The sequence below is a fragment of the Thiobacillus sp. genome, assembly GCA_024235835.1.
Classification (GTDB): domain Bacteria; phylum Pseudomonadota; class Gammaproteobacteria; order Burkholderiales; family Thiobacillaceae; genus PFJX01.
Genome location: JACKLQ010000002.1, coordinates 778,754 through 794,847, shown reverse-complemented (window position 1 = coordinate 794,847; position 16,094 = coordinate 778,754). Strand labels below are relative to the sequence as shown.

Annotated in this window: 24 protein-coding genes and 2 pseudogenes; 13 read left to right on the top strand and 13 right to left on the bottom strand. The window is 62.5% G+C overall.

The window, feature by feature from the left end; all coding sequences use genetic code 11:
- Positions 1-99: 99 nt before the first annotated feature.
- The 5 genes from H6935_11990 to H6935_11970 form a co-directional block, all read right to left on the bottom strand.
- Positions 100-618, bottom strand: a complete 519-nt coding sequence (locus H6935_11990) for a chemotaxis protein CheW (GenBank protein ID MCP5279065.1) — start codon at positions 616-618, stop codon at positions 100-102.
- Between the two features lie 7 nt (positions 619-625).
- Complete coding sequence (locus H6935_11985) at positions 626-985, bottom strand: response regulator (GenBank protein MCP5279064.1); 360 nt, start codon at positions 983-985, stop codon at positions 626-628.
- Between the two features lie 34 nt (positions 986-1,019).
- Positions 1,020-1,415, bottom strand: coding sequence for a response regulator (locus H6935_11980; protein ID MCP5279063.1), 396 nt, complete (start codon positions 1,413-1,415; stop codon positions 1,020-1,022).
- 35 nt (positions 1,416-1,450) lie between these two features.
- On the bottom strand, positions 1,451-2,638 hold the full coding sequence (locus H6935_11975) for a PhnD/SsuA/transferrin family substrate-binding protein (GenBank protein MCP5279062.1): 1,188 nt from the start codon (positions 2,636-2,638) through the stop codon (positions 1,451-1,453).
- A 95-nt stretch (positions 2,639-2,733) separates the two neighbouring features.
- On the bottom strand, positions 2,734-2,904 hold the full coding sequence (locus H6935_11970; GenBank protein MCP5279061.1) for a rubredoxin: 171 nt from the start codon (positions 2,902-2,904) through the stop codon (positions 2,734-2,736).
- A gap of 134 nt (positions 2,905-3,038) precedes the next feature.
- On the opposite strand from H6935_11970, the gene thiD reads away from it, so the two are divergent.
- The 4 genes from thiD to H6935_11950 all read left to right on the top strand — a co-directional run bounded on the left by thiD (position 3,039) and on the right by H6935_11950 (position 7,001).
- Positions 3,039-3,896 (top strand): bifunctional hydroxymethylpyrimidine kinase/phosphomethylpyrimidine kinase, encoded by an 858-nt coding sequence (gene thiD, locus H6935_11965; GenBank protein MCP5279060.1) that lies wholly within the window; start codon positions 3,039-3,041, stop codon positions 3,894-3,896.
- Positions 3,889-4,527, top strand: coding sequence for a thiamine phosphate synthase (locus tag H6935_11960; GenBank protein MCP5279059.1), 639 nt, complete (start codon positions 3,889-3,891; stop codon positions 4,525-4,527). Before thiD ends, H6935_11960 begins: the two co-directional genes overlap by 8 nt.
- Before the next feature lie 77 nt (positions 4,528-4,604).
- Positions 4,605-5,891, top strand: a complete 1,287-nt coding sequence (gene hemL, locus H6935_11955; protein MCP5279058.1) for a glutamate-1-semialdehyde 2,1-aminomutase — start codon at positions 4,605-4,607, stop codon at positions 5,889-5,891.
- A gap of 9 nt (positions 5,892-5,900) precedes the next feature.
- Entirely contained in the window at positions 5,901-7,001 is a 1,101-nt protein-coding gene (locus tag H6935_11950; GenBank protein ID MCP5279057.1) for a hypothetical protein, read from the top strand.
- A 6-nt stretch (positions 7,002-7,007) separates the two neighbouring features.
- Here the strand turns inward: H6935_11950 and H6935_11945 are convergent, their stop codons facing one another.
- From H6935_11945 to H6935_11910, 8 genes and pseudogenes are all read right to left on the bottom strand, one after another.
- On the bottom strand, positions 7,008-7,895 hold the full coding sequence (locus tag H6935_11945; GenBank protein ID MCP5279056.1) for a hypothetical protein: 888 nt from the start codon (positions 7,893-7,895) through the stop codon (positions 7,008-7,010).
- Positions 7,896-7,980: 85 nt separating this feature from the next.
- Positions 7,981-8,556 (bottom strand): DUF302 domain-containing protein, encoded by a 576-nt coding sequence (locus tag H6935_11940; protein MCP5279055.1) that lies wholly within the window; start codon positions 8,554-8,556, stop codon positions 7,981-7,983.
- 163 nt (positions 8,557-8,719) lie between these two features.
- A complete protein-coding gene (locus tag H6935_11935; GenBank protein ID MCP5279054.1) occupies positions 8,720-9,373 on the bottom strand; it encodes a rhodanese-like domain-containing protein in 654 nt (217 codons plus the stop codon).
- Positions 9,374-9,448: 75 nt separating this feature from the next.
- Positions 9,449-10,033, bottom strand: a complete 585-nt coding sequence (locus H6935_11930; protein MCP5279053.1) for a BON domain-containing protein — start codon at positions 10,031-10,033, stop codon at positions 9,449-9,451.
- A gap of 1 nt (position 10,034) precedes the next feature.
- Entirely contained in the window at positions 10,035-10,613 is a 579-nt protein-coding gene (locus H6935_11925; GenBank protein ID MCP5279052.1) for an SIS domain-containing protein, read from the bottom strand.
- 36 nt (positions 10,614-10,649) lie between these two features.
- The gene (locus tag H6935_11920; GenBank protein ID MCP5279051.1) at positions 10,650-10,997 is read right to left on the bottom strand and encodes a YraN family protein; all 348 of its coding nucleotides are present in this window, start codon (positions 10,995-10,997) and stop codon (positions 10,650-10,652) included.
- Positions 10,990-11,100 (bottom strand): annotated as a pseudogene (locus tag H6935_11915) (tyrosine-type recombinase/integrase). Before H6935_11915 ends, H6935_11920 begins: the two are co-directional and overlap by 8 nt.
- A gap of 123 nt (positions 11,101-11,223) precedes the next feature.
- Positions 11,224-12,102, bottom strand: a pseudogene (locus H6935_11910) (integron integrase).
- Positions 12,103-12,216: 114 nt separating this feature from the next.
- Here H6935_11910 and H6935_11905 point away from each other — a divergent pair.
- The 9 genes from H6935_11905 to H6935_11865 all read left to right on the top strand — a co-directional run bounded on the left by H6935_11905 (position 12,217) and on the right by H6935_11865 (position 16,031).
- On the top strand, positions 12,217-12,588 hold the full coding sequence (locus H6935_11905) for a hypothetical protein (GenBank protein MCP5279050.1): 372 nt from the start codon (positions 12,217-12,219) through the stop codon (positions 12,586-12,588).
- A gap of 93 nt (positions 12,589-12,681) precedes the next feature.
- On the top strand, positions 12,682-13,194 hold the full coding sequence (locus H6935_11900; protein ID MCP5279049.1) for a hypothetical protein: 513 nt from the start codon (positions 12,682-12,684) through the stop codon (positions 13,192-13,194).
- A 146-nt stretch (positions 13,195-13,340) separates the two neighbouring features.
- Positions 13,341-13,628 carry a BrnT family toxin gene (locus tag H6935_11895; protein MCP5279048.1) on the top strand — a complete coding sequence of 96 codons (288 nt, stop codon included), beginning with the start codon at positions 13,341-13,343 and terminating at the stop codon, positions 13,626-13,628.
- Positions 13,629-13,658: 30 nt separating this feature from the next.
- Positions 13,659-13,946, top strand: coding sequence for a BrnT family toxin (locus H6935_11890; protein ID MCP5279047.1), 288 nt, complete (start codon positions 13,659-13,661; stop codon positions 13,944-13,946).
- On the top strand, positions 13,943-14,167 hold the full coding sequence (locus H6935_11885) for a BrnA antitoxin family protein (GenBank protein MCP5279046.1): 225 nt from the start codon (positions 13,943-13,945) through the stop codon (positions 14,165-14,167). The genes H6935_11890 and H6935_11885 overlap by 4 nt, the downstream gene beginning before the upstream one ends.
- Before the next feature lie 119 nt (positions 14,168-14,286).
- Positions 14,287-14,577: a BrnT family toxin gene (locus H6935_11880; GenBank protein ID MCP5279045.1), complete on the top strand. Its 291-nt coding sequence runs from the start codon at positions 14,287-14,289 to the stop codon at positions 14,575-14,577.
- Positions 14,549-14,830: a hypothetical protein gene (locus H6935_11875; protein MCP5279044.1), complete on the top strand. Its 282-nt coding sequence runs from the start codon at positions 14,549-14,551 to the stop codon at positions 14,828-14,830. Before H6935_11880 ends, H6935_11875 begins: the two co-directional genes overlap by 29 nt.
- A gap of 35 nt (positions 14,831-14,865) precedes the next feature.
- Complete coding sequence (locus H6935_11870; protein MCP5279043.1) at positions 14,866-15,336, top strand: CYTH domain-containing protein; 471 nt, start codon at positions 14,866-14,868, stop codon at positions 15,334-15,336.
- 221 nt (positions 15,337-15,557) lie between these two features.
- Complete coding sequence (locus H6935_11865; protein ID MCP5279042.1) at positions 15,558-16,031, top strand: hypothetical protein; 474 nt, start codon at positions 15,558-15,560, stop codon at positions 16,029-16,031.
- Positions 16,032-16,094 lie beyond the last annotated feature (63 nt).

Genomic DNA, 16,094 nt, shown 5'->3' with positions numbered 1-16,094 from the left:
TGGGTCGATTTCCTTTTTACTGACTTCCTATCTGTCGCCATCCATATCTCCCATTGGAGCCTTGTTCCTTACAGGGACGCCGCGACGCGCACCTGGATTTCAGACGCCTGCCTCAAGAAAGGCCGGCAAGCCCACCAGTTTTTCCACGCTGATCTCAGTCCACAACTCTCCGGCCCGATCCCGCCAGCGGCCCAGTCTCCAATCCGGCTCATCCGCCTCCGAAGGTTCGGGCGTCAACTCCGCCAGGGGACGCAGACCCAGGGCCCGCTCCACCCGCAAGGCGGCATTCATGCCGAAGCGGGGATGAGCCAGCAACAACCGAGCCTCGCCCCAGGGCAGAGGCTCCGCCACACCGGCGAAAGCGGCCAGGTCCACGCACCCGTAGATCACGCCCCGCACACTGGCCACGCCAGCGAACCAGGGCTTGGACCAGGGCACTTCCGCCAACTGGGGTACGGTGACCACTTCGTTGACCTGATCCAGGTTCAGCAGCCAGTGGCGCCCCCCCGCCAGCACGCCCAGCTTGGACGTGGCGCCGGTGGTGGCTTCCGCCGCCTTCAGTTTCTCCGCCAGGCGGGTCTGGAAATCCCGCAGCGGTTCCCGTGCTTCGCCCGTCACCTTGCGCCTACCCCAGGGCCACGATCTTGCCGAGCAACTCTTCGGCCAGAACGGGCTTCACCACGTATTCCACCGCACCCTGGCGCATGCCCCACACCCGGTCCGTCTCCTGGTCCTTGGTGGTGCACATGATGACGGGAATCTTCTGGGTGGTCGGATCGCGGGACAACTGGCGGGTGGCCTGGAAGCCGTTCAGCCCGGGCATCACCACGTCCATCAGCACCAGATCCGGCAACTCGCTCTTGGCCAGGGCCACGCCCTGTTCGCCGTTCTCGGCTGTCAGCACCTCGTAGCCGTTCTTGCGCAACAGGTCGGAGAGGAAAAACCGCTCGGTAGGGGAATCATCCACCACCAGGACTCGTTTCACAGTCATGTTCGGGATTCCTTGTACGACTCGATGTTCAATTGCCCTGGCCACGATGGCGCCGCACCGCGTCCAGCAGCCCATCCTTGCTGAAGGGCTTGGTGAGGTATTCGTCGGAGCCCACCAGGCGCCCCCGGGCCCGGTCAAACAGGCCGTCCTTGCTGGACAGCATGATCACGGGCGTATCCCGGAAACGGGGGTTCTTCTTGATCAGCGCACAGGTCTGGTAGCCGTCCAGCCGGGGCATCATGATGTCCACGAAAACCACCTCCGGGTGGTGATCCGTGATCTTGGCCAGGGCATCGAAGCCGTCCTCCGCCAGGATGACCTCACAGCCTGCCTGGACCAGAAAGATTTCCGCGCTTCGGCGGATGGTGTTGCTGTCGTCGATCACCATCACCTTGGCGCCTTTCAAGCTAGCGGCGGCCTCCATATTCATGCCTCCCTCCACATGCGTTTCTCCATGAATCAGCTGCCGCGCTGCACGGGGTAGCCCGCGGCCTTCCAGGCAGGCAGCCCGGTCCTGAACCAGTACACTTTCCTGAATCCCCGCTTCACCATGTAGCGCGCCGCCTTGTAGCTGTACCAGCACTCGGCACCGTTGCACTGGAAGATCATGGGTGCGTTCTTGTCCTTGGGCAGCCTGGACAGGTCAAAGCCATCCACGGCGTCGTCGTAGTCCACTTCCTTGGGGCTGTTCATCTTGTAGGGCAAATTCACCGCACCGGGGATGTGGGCCTCGCGGAAGTGGGCCACGGGGCGCACGTCGAACAAGGGCACCTTCTGGGCCATGAGCTGCTTAACCTGCTCGGCCGTGGCGATGGAAGCGCCGGGCAACACCTCGGGCGAGAAGAAGCCCCGGGTTGAGACGAATTCGAAATCAGGCCTGTCCGCGGGCTCGAAGGCGCCGATCTGGGCCTGCTTCAGCCGGGACGCCAGACCCTTGTCCAATTGGGTGAAGGCCACGCGGATCCTGTCCTTCAGGGCGGCGTCCAGCTTGTCGTTCACCACCACGCCGGCCACGGGCACCGGGGGCAGGGACTTCACCACCCTGGCGCCCGGATTTCGGCGCAGCCAATTGTCCGCCAGTTCCGACTTCACCGCCACCAGCTCTGCCTGGCCGATATCCATGGCGTAAAGCACGGCACCGTACTTGTTCATGTACATGACCTGGCCGAAGAAGCTGTCGGGCGACAGGCCCAGGGCATTCATCTCGCCTTTGACCATGTAACTCACCAGGGACTCCCGGTGTGGCAGGGCGATGCGCTTGCCCCGGGACGTCTCGAGGGAGCTGGCGCCGGACCCCTTGCTGGCCACCAGCACCACCTTGGCTTCCTCCTCGGTCCTGGCCACCGGGGTATATCCGTTGCGCATGGCCGCCCCCACCAGCTGGGCCGGGGCCAGGAGCAGGGAATAGGTCCCGGTGCGGATGCGCTCCCCCACCCGCTCGGCGTTCTGGGTCATGATGAGTTGCACCGGCTGGCCCACGGCCCTGGAAAGATAGCCGGCCAGATCCTTGAAGACGGTCTGCACGGCCACATGGTCCCGTTCCTGGTCATAGTCCAGGGTCACGTTGAGCAGCAAGCCACTGCCGGCATGGGCAAGCTGCGCCAGGGGCGCCAGCACCGCCAGCAAAGCAACCGCGATAAACCGCATACCTGTCTCCTTCCATGCACGAGCCTCCTGGGGCCATGCAGAGATATCGGCGCGAATCCTGGGTTCTTGAGTTTTCGTCGCGAAAACCGCAGACCCTAGACCGCCAGCATCTCGAAATCCTCCTTGCGGGCGCCGCATTCGGGACAGGTCCAGTTCACGGGCACCTCTTCCCAGCGGGTTCCCGGGGGGATACCCTCTTCCGGCCGGCCTTTGGCCTCGTCGTAGATGAAACCGCACACAACGCACATCCAGGTTCGGTTACTCATGGCGACGGGATAAAGCACTTGTATAGAATCTGAACCCGCCGGATTTTGCCCACTCTTGCCCCCCGCGCCAAGCGCCAATTCCCTTTGACCTGGGGCTGAGGCCCCAAGCCTCGCCCGTTCCCTATCCTGCCGCCATGCCCGTTTCCGACACTCCCTTGCCCCCGCTGCCCGCCGTCCTGGTATTCGCCGGCACCGACCCCACGGGGGGCGCCGGCCTCCAGGCCGACATCCTCACCCTGGCCAGCCTGGGCTGCCACCCCCTCTCCGTGGTCACCGCCGTGACCGTGCAGGACACCGTGGGCGTGGACGACTTCCTGCCCATGGAAGCGGACTGGATCGCCGACCAGGCCCGGGGCGTGCTGGAGGACATCCCCGTGGCCGCCATCAAGATCGGCATGCTGGGCAGCGTCGAGGCCGTGGCCGCCATCGCCGAAGTGGTGGCCGACTACCCGGACATCCCCCTGATCCTTGATCCGGTACTGGCCTCGGGCCGAGGCGACAGCCTTTCCAGCGAGGACATGGTGGCAGCCCTTCGTGACCTGCTATTGCCCCAGACCACCGTGGTCACCCCCAACAGCCTCGAAGCCCGCCGCCTGGCGGAACTGGTGGAGGAAGAGGAAGGAGACGAGGAGGACGAGGCTGAAGAGAAGACCCTGGAATTGCAGGAATGCGCCCGGCGCATCCTGGACCTGGGCAGCGAGTATGTCCTCATAACCGGAGCCCACGAGCAGGGCGCCCAGGTGACCAACACCCTCTACAACACCCGGGGCGTGGTGCAGCGGCTTCATTGGGACCGACTGCCCGGCTCCTACCACGGCTCGGGCTGCACCCTGGCCTCGGCCGTGGCCGCCTTCCTGGCCCAGGGCGTGGACGTGACCGAGGCCGTGAAGGAAGCCCAGGAATACACGTACCAGGCCCTGAAGGCCGCGTTCCGTCCCGGCATGGGCCAGTTCATCCCGGATCGCTTGTTCTGGGCGAGGGACGATGAGTAATGGGCTGAGGGGACTTTACGCCATCACCCCGGACTGGTCCGACAGCAAGCGCCTGGTGGCCGTGTCGGAGGCCATCCTGGCGGCTGGCTGCCGCCTTCTGCAGTACCGCAACAAGGCCGCCAGCCCATGCCACCGCCAGGAACAGGCCGTAGCCCTGCGGGGCCTCACCCGCCGGTTCGATGCCCTGCTCATCGTCAACGACGACCTGGACCTGGCCCTGTTTTGCGAAGCGGACGGCGTGCACCTGGGAGAAGACGATGGCGAACTGGCTCAGGCCCGCGCCCTGCTGGGAGCGGATAAAATTCTGGGCGCCTCCTGCTATCAGGACCCGGGCCTGGCGGAAAAGGCAGCCAGGGCGGGGGCGGATTACGTGGCCTTCGGCAGCTTCTTCCCCTCCCCCACCAAGCCCCATGCACGCCGCGCCCACCCGGAGCTGCTGGCTGCGGGCAAGGCGGTCTCGGGCAAGCCCGTATGCGTCATCGGCGGCATCACGGTGGAGAATTCCCTGCCCCTGATCAAGGCCGGAGCGGACATGGTGGCGGTAATCTCCGCCCTTTACGACGCGCCCGACCCGGCGGTGGCCGCCAAGCGATTCATCTCGCTTTTTAACAACCCCCAGGAACTCGCTTAGCGAGTTCCGCCCCCCGAGGGGGACAAATATTCTCGGGGTGGCACTTCTTTATTTTTGATCGAGATCGAGGAATTCGAATGACCTCCCGCAACGACCAACTCTTCGAACAGTCCCAGCACCGCATTCCTGGCGGCGTGAACTCACCCGTGCGTGCCTTCCGCTCCGTGGGCGGCACCCCCCGCTTCTTCACCAAGGGCCAGGGGTCACGAGTATGGGACGCGGACGGCAAGGCCTACATCGACTACGTGGGCTCCTGGGGCCCCATGATCCTGGGTCACGCGGACCCGGACGTGGTGAGGGCCGTGCAGGACACCGCCGCCAATGGCCTGTCCTTCGGCGCCCCCACGGAGATGGAACTGGTCATGGCGGAACGGATCGCCAGCCTGCTGCCCAGCATCGAGAAGGTGCGCCTGGTCTCCTCCGGCACCGAGGCCACCATGAGCGCCATCCGCCTGGCCCGGGGTTTCACCGGCCGGGACCTGCTCATCAAGTTCGAGGGCTGCTACCACGGCCACGCCGACAGCCTGCTGGTGAAGGCCGGCTCCGGCCTGCTCACCTTCGGCGCCCCCAGCTCCGCCGGCGTGCCCGCCGACACCTCCAAGCACACCCTGGTGCTGGACTACAACGACATCGACCAGGTGAACCGCCTGTTCGCCGAGAAGGGCGACGAGATCGCCTGTGTCATCGTCGAGGCGGTGGCGGGCAACATGAACCTCATCAAGCCCAAGGCCGGCTTCCTGGAGGCCCTGCGGGAGAACTGCACCAAACACGGCGCCGTGCTGATCTTCGACGAGGTCATGACCGGCTTCCGCGTGGGCCTGGGCTGCGTCCAGGGCCTGTACGGGATCACCCCGGACCTCACCACCCTGGGCAAGGTCATCGGCGGTGGCATGCCCGTGGGCGCCTTCGGCGGCCGGGCCGAGATCATGGACAAGCTGGCGCCCCTGGGCCCCGTGTACCAGGCCGGCACCCTGTCCGGCAACCCGGTGGCCGTGGCGGCGGGCCTGAAGACCCTGGAGAAGATCAGCGCACCCGGTTTCTTCGACGCCCTCACGGCCCAGACCAGGCGCCTGGTGGATGGCCTCACCGCCGCCGCCAAGGACGCGGGCATCCTGGCCTGCGCCGACAGCGTGGGCGGCATGTTCGGCCTGTACTTCAGCCCCAGGCCCCCCACCTCCTACGCCGAGGTCATGGCCAGCGACAAGGAGGCCTTCAACCGCTTCTTCCACCTCATGCTGCACGAGGGCGTGTACCTGGCTCCCTCCGCCTTCGAGGCCGGTTTCGTCTCCGCCGCCCACACGGACGAGGACATCGACGCCACCATCGACGCAGCCGCCAAGTGCTTCGCCAGGCTGGCGGGATGATTTCGCCTGATGAGTGACGAGCTTTCCCCGGAAGACAGCTTCCGTCTCCAGGTGCTCCTGGCCCAGGATCTTAAAGCGGTGCGCCTGGACGAGGGCGCCATGACCCTCCATGCCCTCACCAACGAAGGCGAGGCCAGCATTCCCCTTGCACCCACCTGCCGGGCGGACAGATACGCCCGCCTGATACGGGAACAGCTATCAGGCCACGCCCTGGGCTCCCCCGGCGGCTATCCCGTGTACCTGTCCCGCTGGACCCGTCATGGCCAGATGGAAGGCCTGAACCTGGGCAAGCTGCTGCTCACCGGCGAGCCCGAAGCGGTGGTTGCCGTAGTGCATTCCCCCGCCCTCACGGATGAGCTGGCGAAATACGCCTGGTGGACCCAGCCCACCATCGAAAACGCCCGCCTCATGCTGCGGCGGGAGGCCGTGGCCCGGGGCGGGATGGGCCCCATCCTGGCGGAGTTCCTGGCGGAACACCTGCCCTTCCTCCAGGAAGACCCATTGGCCATCATGGACACGGTGGCGGTGCTCATCTACTCCCGCGCCCTCACTCCGGAACGGCTGGAAGCCACCTGGAACAAGGGCAAGCGCGGCAACAGTCATTACGTGGCCTTCCTGGAGATGGCCGCCATCGACGAGCCCTACCCCCTGCCCTGCACCCTGCCCCCCCACCCCGACAGCGAGGACACCGTAGCCGCGCTCTCTGAGCTGCTGTCCCAGAGCGATCCCGCCGCCCGTGCCCTGGAAAAGGCCCTCTCGGCCCAGGGCCAGACCTTCCTGTCCGCCGCCGCAGAAATCATGGAGCGGCCCGAAACCCAGGAGGTGGTAAGCCGCACCCTCAACGCCATCGGCAGCTACTTCAGGTTTGAAGGCCCTCCCGCCGCAGCGCCGCCAGCCGACGAGCGACTGGCGGCGCAACTGGCCGCCGCCACCCGCCTGGCGGGCATGAGCGACGCCACGGTAAAACCCATTTTCACCCGCTCCACCGCCATCGGTTCCCTCATGCGCCGCAAGATAGAACCCGTCACCGGCCCCCTGGCGGCGGACATCCAATCCCTGCTGAGCCAAAACAAAACGGGCGCCCGCGGACGCCCGTTCAAACCCCAGTAAGCCTTCTTACTTAATTGCGGGAGCCACCGGGGTCTCGGCAGGCGGCTTCATGAACATCTGCATGAAGGTGGCCGGGTCCAGGGGCGTGGTGGCCGCGGCTTCCGGTGCGGGGGCAGGCTGGGCCGGCGCGCTTTCCGCCAGGGGCATGGGCACCATCATCATCAAGGGATTCCACATGGGCTGTGCGCCAGCCTGGGATTGAGGTTGAGGCTGGGCCGGCGCCTGGGACCAGGGATTGGACTGACCGGGTGGTGGCGAGGAGGGCGCCATGGGCACCAGCCCCGGAATCATTCCCGCCGGCAGCATGGGGGTCGGGGATGCCATGAACGGCAGAGACGGCAACATCGACTGGGAAGGTGTGCCGAAAGGCAGGGACGGCATCGACGCCTGGGACGGCGCGCCGAAAGGCAACGGCAGGGTGCCCTGGGCCGGGGAGAAAGGCATGGTGGGCATGGAAGGCGAGAAGGCCGGTGGCGCCATGGGATTCGGCAGGCTGCGCTGCATGTACGGATTGCCGCCGAAGGGACCGCCACCGTACTGGCCATAATGGCCATAGGACATCATGTTGGGCGCCATCTGCATGGCCGGATAGCCCATCTGGCCCATGGGATTGAACAGATTGGGCGCCAGGGGGGCGATGACGGGCGCGGCAATCATGCCCAGGGAAGCCAGGGCACTGAGGGTATTCAAGGTATTCAGATTACCCATGGGGCTGCCGTAGCCGCCCCCGAAACCGCCACCGAGGGGATTGCCAAAGGGGTTGCCGTAACCGCCGAAGGGCGAGCCGTAGCCGGCCATGGGGTTCATCATGGCCAGGGGGTTCAACATGCTTTCCGGACCAGCCTGGGCGGTACCTGCAACGACGGCGAGGAGCAGCGGGGTGATGCGCTTCATGACGGTCTCCAAGGTAAAAACCGGCCCACGAGAGGGCCGGTCCGAACGTCCGCCCTCGGGGCGGACGGGTAGGTGGCTTGCCTGCTTACAGGTCGCCGGCGGCGGCAGCCCGCATGATGTTGTCCATCTTGTCACGGATGTCCGTGGCGTACTTCGTCAGCTCGGTGGGCGCGCCCATCTTGCCGGAGATGGAATCCAGCCAGGAGGTGTTCCAGTCCAGGGTCAGCACCCAGATCTTCTTGTGGGCGTCTTCCATGACGGCAATGCGGCAGGGCAGGAAGACGATGGACTCGGGGGCGTACTTCAACACCTCGCGGCCGGCGGCGATGTCGCAGTAGTGGAACACCTCCATGCGCGGTGCTTCCATATCGCCCAGTACAACCTGGATGTCCTTCCACATGGGGGAGTGGCCCACCATCTTGAAGTTGAGCTGGTTGGCGCGCAGCTTCATGGACTCCACCACATCGTCGAAGCTCAGGCCCTCCTTGGCCTGGTACTTGATGGTCATGAGGTTCATGACGTCCTTCACGTCCATGCGCGTGACCAGGTTCATCATGGGCATCATCTGCTTCATCAGCTTTTCTTTTTCTTCCGGCGGGATGACGCGGGACATCTCGTAGGGCAGGGCGCCACGACCGCCGGGGCTGATGGGCAGCACCATGGGACCGGCGGAAATGGGTACGTTGGAGAGGTAAGGATTGGCGGCAGGGGCGGCCTGCTGGGCCACGGTGACGGCGGGTACGGCCAGGGTCAGGGACAGGGCGGCGATCAGGGAACGTTTCATTCTTTATCTTTCCTTCTTCAAGAGTGCTTCCGAACTTCAGTTATTGGTTGGGTGCGACGGTGGTCAGGCCGAGTACTTTCCAGTCCTGCATACCGCCACGGTACCACTTGAGCTTGTGGGCAGGGTAGCCCATGGACAGCAATTGCTTGATGTTGGTGGGAGATTGCCCGCACCAGGGGCCGTTGCAGTAGAGCACCAGGGTCCTGGCGTTCTCGAAGTTCCAGACGCTGCCCAGGCGGGTAGCGCCAAAGCGGAACATCATGGTCTCGGCGATCTTTTCCGGATCCGTGTGGCCCGGGTGCAGATCCTGCCAGGGCAACAGCACGGCGCCGGGGATGATGCCGGAGCGCTGGGGCCAGTCCCCGTCCCGGGAATCGATCACCAGCACGTTGCCATCCCTGCCAGCCTTCTTCAGGTATTCCAGCATCTCCAGCTCGCCGATGGTCTCCACCCCCGGGCCCAGCACCATGGGCTGGATACAGAAAGGCGGGCAGGGCCGTGAGGTGAGGGAATAGTCCGGATCCAGCATGTTGTCCGTATCCGGGTGGCGCTCGATGCGCACCTTCTTGCCGTTGTGGAGCACCTCCACCGCCTTCAGGGTGTGAGTGATGCCGACCTCCTTGTCGGCGGCCGGGGCCCCGGCCCAGAACAGGCAGGCCACTACGCCCAGCAGAAGGCCACGTCTCGTACTCATGTCCTCTCTCCTCGCAAGGTTAGGCCTGGCGGCACCGGGGTCAAGCGCCAATGGCCCGTGCCGCGTCCAGCGGGCTTACTCCATGTATTCGAACACCTTGACCACCTTGTTCACGCCCTTGGTCCGGGCCGCCACTTCGGCGGCGGCATCACCCTCGTCACGCTTCACCAGGCCCATGAGGAAGGTCGTGCCGGCCTCGGTCACCACCTTCACGTGGTTGCCGTTGAAGCGCTTGTCGTCGAACAGGCGGGTCTTCACCTTGGCCGTCAGGTAGGCGTCGTTGCTGCGGGCACCGAAACTGCTGGTACCGCCGATGACGGACTCGTTGATCACTTCCCGCACGTTGGGCACCGCCGCCACGGTTTCCCTCACCTTGCCGCGGATCTCGTCGTTGGGCACTTCGCCGGTAAGCATGACGCGGCGGTTGAAGCTGGTCACGTTGACGTGCACCTCCTTGCCGAAGGACTCGCGGATGCGGCCTATCGCCTTGAGCTCGATCTCCTCGTCCATGAGATACGTACCGGAGGTGCGGCGATCCTCCGCCATCATGATGCCCGCGCCGGCACCCACGGCCACCACGGGCACGCAGCCGGACAACTGGACAGCCCCCAGGCCCAGCAGGGCGGTAAGGATCAATTCACGCACGGGCAACTTGCTCATTTCAGGCTCCTAACAAAAAGTAATCGATGCCATCGCACAGGCAATGGATAACCAGAAACTGGGTCTCTATGACCCGGGGGGCGGATGAGGTAGGGACACAGATCAGCACGTCCTGTTCCGCCAGCATCTCGGCCAGGCTGCCCCCATCGCCACCGGTGACCGCCACCACCCGCATGTCCCGATCCCGGGCCACGCGCAGCGCATGCTTCACCAGATCCGTCTCGCCGAATATGGACAAAGCCACCAGGGCATCGCCGGGGTGGCCCAGGGCCGCCACCTGCCGGGCCAGGCCCCGCACCGGGTCCGCGTCGTCCATCATGGCGGCCCCGTCCCGTTCCAGGGCAATGGCCGCCAGGCCGGGCCGGTCCTGCTCGAAACGGTCCGCCAGGATGGCCGCCATGTGCCGCGCCGCCAAGCCCGCAGCCCCCTGGCCGCAGACCAGTATCTTGCCCGCCCCCATGAGGCACTCGGTCAACACCTGCACCGCCTGCTCGATGGGCTCCTCCAGGGACTCCATGCCATCCTGCGTGGCCTGGACGCTGGCCTGGAACTGGTCTTGGATGCGAAGGCTGAGGGACATGGGCGGGTCAGGAAGGAATGCGGGGGCATTATAGCCCTAGGCTTCGAAAGCCCCCTTCAGCCATTCCAGCCTCCCCCCCTGCACCAGCACCGCGTCGAAGCGGCAGGGGGCGTCCACCCCATTCACCATCAGGTAATGCCGTGCCGCCAGGATCACCCGGGCCTGCTTGGCGGCCGTGATGCTGGCCGCCGCCCCGCCAAAGCCCATGCCGCCCCGGGCCCGCACCTCCACGAACACCAGGGTGGGCCCATCCCGCATCACCAGGTCGATCTCCCCACCCTTGCAGCGCCAGTTGCGCGCCACCAGTCGCAGGCCCCGCGACACCAGATAATCCGCTGCCGCCTGTTCCGCGGCCTGGCCCTTGCCAGCCGCCACTTCAGACATCCAGGGGGCTCACCACACCTCGCCCGCCCTTGTTCAGCACATGGGTGTAGATCATGGTGGTAGATACATCGGAATGGCCCAGCAGCTCCTGCACGGTGCGGATGTGAAGCACCCCGCGTAAATACCGGGTGCTCCCCACGATACAGAGCGAGGCCTGCCGGCCCCCGAGTCTTACGCTTGCCTCGCTCAGCCCGCCATGAATGGCAGGCATTGCACTCGACGCGTGGTCATAGCCGGACTGCAACAGGTGGGTAGCGAAGGAATGCCGCAATGTATGAGTACTGGCCGGCTTGCTGATGCCCGACATGCTCACCGCTCGCTTGATGGCGCGCTGCAGGGTCTGCTCATAGATGTGATGGCGACGGCGCACCCCACTCCTGGGGTCCACGGACAATTCGCCTGCCGGAAACACCCAGTACCAGGGCCAACTGGTGGCAGCATTCGGGTACTTTCGTGACAGGGCGTCGGGCATCTGCACGCCCGGAAGATTCTGGGCACGATCGCCATCAAAAAGCGCCCGCACTTTCACAAAATGGGCCCTGAGCGGCTCGACCAATGCAGTGGGCAGCATGGTCACCCTGTCCTTGCCCCCCTTGCCTTCCCGCACGGTGATTTCCATGCGCTCGAAATCCACGTCCTTGACCCGCAGACGCACACACTCCATCAGTCGCAAACCGCCCCCATAGATAATCCGCGCCATCAGGCCATGGGTACCCTCCATCAAATCCAAAACGCGCATAACCTCGGCCCTGGTTAGAACCACAGGGATTCGCTGCCGTTGCTTGGCCCGGGTCAGGCCATCCAGCCAGGGGAGTTCAACCCGCAACACCTCCCGGTAAAGAAACAACAAAGCAGACAATGCCTGTTTTTGTGTGGAGGCGGAAACTTGGCGTTCCACAGCCAAGGAGGACAGGAAGGACTCCACCTCCGCACCCCCCATTTCTGCTGGATGCCGAAGGCCGTGAAAATGGATGAAACGCTTGATCCAGTGGGTATAGGATTGCTCTGTGCGAAGGCTGTAATGCAATGTGCGGATACGCGCACGCACCTGCTCCATCAAACGGGGCTTGGGTTGCGCGCCACCTTCGCCAAGTTCTTGCGCCATGAGTTATCAAAGCAGCACATTACAAAACAGGAGGTTATGGTGACACTGCCAAGTTATACGTCATATATGTCTGACGATATATGTCAGTTTTGCCTTTGAATTTACGTTAGAGCGATGGAATCAACTGTTTTCAATCCAATACTCAAGTTCTGGCGTGTGCCGGTTATTGTTGGCCTCGCGGGTTTCTTGGGGATATCCACCGCGTCCGGTTGCAGCGATATGCTAATTTTTTTCGGTGTGCTTTTTCTCGGGGCACTTGGGTTCCCGTTTGTCATTTGGAAAACAGAGAAAAGCTCTTTGTCTTTGGCCGAGCTGATTGATAGATTCATGAGCACTGCTGCCCTGTTGTTTCTCATAGGTATTCTTGTTGCAGGAGTAATTGGCATGTATCAGGGCGAGTCATTCATGACTGCTGCTTGTGCTGGTGCAGTAACTGCAGCGCGCTTTACATCCACAATGCTGAAGTTCGTTGCATATGCGCTCTAACAATCGCTTCGAGAGGGACGCTCCAACAGCCGGCTTTGCCGCCTGTTTACGCGCCCCTCAAGCTAAACGTTGGGCATCAGAGTAAAACATCGAATGAAAATGAAGTCTTGGAATTTGCTCAAATTACTTTTAGCCGCCGTGAGTATCTCGCTCACCGGCTGTTCCACAACAGCAGAGGTTCAATCCACCCAGAATGAGCGACAAGCAATATTTCCCTTTCCTCAGCAGCCCGCCGAAAGCATTAGGCTCATCATTTACCGGCCGCAGGTACTGGTGGGTATGTGGGGGAAGCCGGTCATCATCGTAAATGGTCAGCGAATGGGCAATCCAGGATCGCCTGTAACGGAAAACCATCTACAGCCTGGCTCAGTCTTCGTAGTCGACGCACCCGCATCGCTTACAAGGATATGGTGGTCACAGCCTAGCCAGGGCGAAGCCAATGACAAGGCAATCTCATACATTGGGTTGGCGGGCGCCAGGCGCTACCTTCGCTGGACGATGAAGCCGACTTACGGCTACTTGCAAGAAGTCGATGAAGCCAGTGCGGTGGAGGATATTGCGCCCCTTCGCTTCAGCGCATATGTGAACCTGCTTGCCCAGAACTAGCTGTGGCCCGACTCCAGATGCCCAACCTTAAAGTCGATTGCCTGTTGGCTGAGTGTTCAGACCACGATTACAGCCGGCCCGCCTGCGCCGACTTTTGCGCATGCAGCCAGCCTTGACACGCTCAACTTTTTCAATACACTGTATGTATGATTAAGTTCGAGTGGGACGCAACCAAGGCTGAGGCCAACGCCAGAAAGCACGGGGTTTCCTTCGAGGAAGCCCAATCCGTTTTCTATGACGAGTTTGCCGTTCAGTTCTTCGATGAAGATCACTCGGGTGACGAGGAGCGCTTCTTGTTGCTGGGCATGAGCACGGGAGCACGACTGCTTCTTGTTTGTCACTGCGAACGCAAAACAGGGGACACAAAACAGGGGACAGACCACGATTATATCCGTCCCGCCTGCGCCGACTTTTGCGCATGCAGCCAGCCTTGACATGCTCAACTTCTTCAATACACTGTATGTATGATTAAGTTCGAGTGGGACGCAACCAAGGCTGAGGCCAACGCCAGAAAGCACGGGGTTTCCTTCGAGGAAGCCCAATCCGTTTTCTATGACGAGTTTGCCGTTCAGTTCTTCGATGAAGATCACTCGGGTGACGAAGAGCGCTTCTTGTTGCTGGGCATGAGCACGGGAGCACGACTGCTTCTTGTTTGTCACTGCGAACGGGATGCAGGGAACACCATCCGCATCATTTCCGCTCGCAAGGCCACCAAGCGTGAAAGTACTTTTTATGGAAGCGAAACGCCATGAAAGCCGAATACGATCTTTCCAAGATGAAATCGCGCAGGAACCCCTACGCATCCAAGCTCAAGAAGCCTGTGACGATGCGTCTGTCCGAAGACGTTGTTGCCTACTTCAAAGGCATGGCGGCTGATGCCGGGGTTCCTTACCAGAGCCTGATCAATCTTTACCTCCGCGACTGCGTTATGCAGCATCGGCAGGTAGAGATTGCCTGGCCAGCCAAGACCTGACTTTTCGCTCCAGACGGATGCTTCGCCGGCAAGCCGGCTGTGTGCGCCTGAGCATGAACGTTATGGATTTTCCATATCTCCGTATGGCGTTTTGTATGGTCTAGTACTACTCTGTGCCCATGGTAAAAACTCGCTTTGAATGGGACCCTGCCAAGGACACCGAGAATCAGGGAAAGCACGGCGTCTCCTTCTTCAGTGCTCAATACGTCTTCGCGGACCCTCAGCGCGTGATTGCCAAGGACGAGACACACAGCCAGGCCGAAGAGCGGTTCTACTGTTTCGGCGAAGTTGATGGCGGTGTGCTCACGGTGCGGTTCACTTACCGCGCTTCGGTTATTCGGATCATCGGCGCCGGTTATTGGCGCAAAGGAAAGGCCATCTATGAGCGCGAAAATCAAATACACGGATGAACCCCTCGGCAAGGTTCAGGTGGTTGCAGACTTTCTCCCCTCGCCAGCCGAATTGGCATTTCGCGAAGAGGGTGTGAAAGTAACTTTGGCACTGAGCAAGAAGAGCATTGAGTTCTTCAAGTCCGAGGCCACAAAACACCACACCCACTACCAACGCATGATTCGCCGGCTCATCGACGCCTATGTTGACGCACAAGCCCCAACCCGCCGCTCCAAGGGTCGCTCCGCCGTCAAGCCGGCTTCGCGCCCCTGAGCTTGAACGTTGAGCATCTCACACGGGGGAATTTGATGTCGGAAGAAATCGAACGCAAGTTCCTCGTTTTGGGGTCAGACTGGCATACAGGGGATCCGCTTCGCATCAGCCAAGGCTACCTCAATCGGGACAAGCACAGGACTGTACGGGTGCGAATCACCGGTACCCAGGCCTTCCTCACCGTCAAGGGCATCACGACAGGCGCGACCCGGTCTGAATTCGAGTACCAGATCCCGCTCGCGGACGCCGAGGCGCTGCTTGGCATGTGTGACGGTCCCCTCGTGAAGAAGCTTCGCCACAGGATTCAACATGGCGACCATAGTTGGGAGATCGATGAGTTTCTCGGCGAGAACCGCGGCCTTGTGGTTGCTGAAATTGAACTAGGCAGTGAGGCCGAGCCGTTTGCACGACCGCCTTGGCTGGGTGGCGAGGTAACCCATGACGCGAGGTACTTCAATTCCAACCTTGCAATCCATCCGTTCGCCCGTTGGGGGTCGCAGCAGTGACGCCCAACCCGCTTGCCTGCCTCCGTGGCCCGGTCATGACTTACGTTCGGCGCCATGGTGCAGAAGGTTGATCCATCACCTGACAGGAAGGCCATGGTCACGTTGCCAAGTCGCCCCAAGGACAATCCGTGGAAGCTGAAGACGCCGCCTGGCGCCTCCGAATTCACGATGCATAAGGACGAGAAGGACGGCAAACAGACCCGGCACCTCAAGCAGACTCGATGACCAGCCTGTCCGTCGAACGTCAAATCGCGGTGCTTCGGCCCACTTTGGGGTATGCGGCCCACATGCATACGGGTTTTCTTGTCGCCGCGGCAGTGGGCTTGATCGCCGCCCTTGTTTTCTGGCACCCCGTGCCGTTGATGCTTGCCGCCTTCCTGGCCGTCGTCGGGTTTTCGGAACAACGGGCCGGCCCGAATATCGTGGCGGCGATCAGCGCCTACGATGCCGGCACGCCGACCCACGGCGAGGTCTTCGTGACCATCACCTGCTGGGATACCGACAACCACTACCATGCCACGGTTAGCGAGCCAGGCCATTCCAACTGGTTATTCGAGTTTGTTCCCCAGGGCTGGCAGCCAGCCTCCCAGCTTTATCCGGCAAGGATCTGGCGATGCGGCGAGTCAGGATCCCCGACCCTCGTCGTTGTCGAGGAAGGGATACTGATCCCGCGTTACGACCCGAAACCGGTCTAGATTCAAAGGGAGGAAAAGCCCTTATCCCCGATGGCTCCGGCAGGGATCCAGCGCTCACTTCGA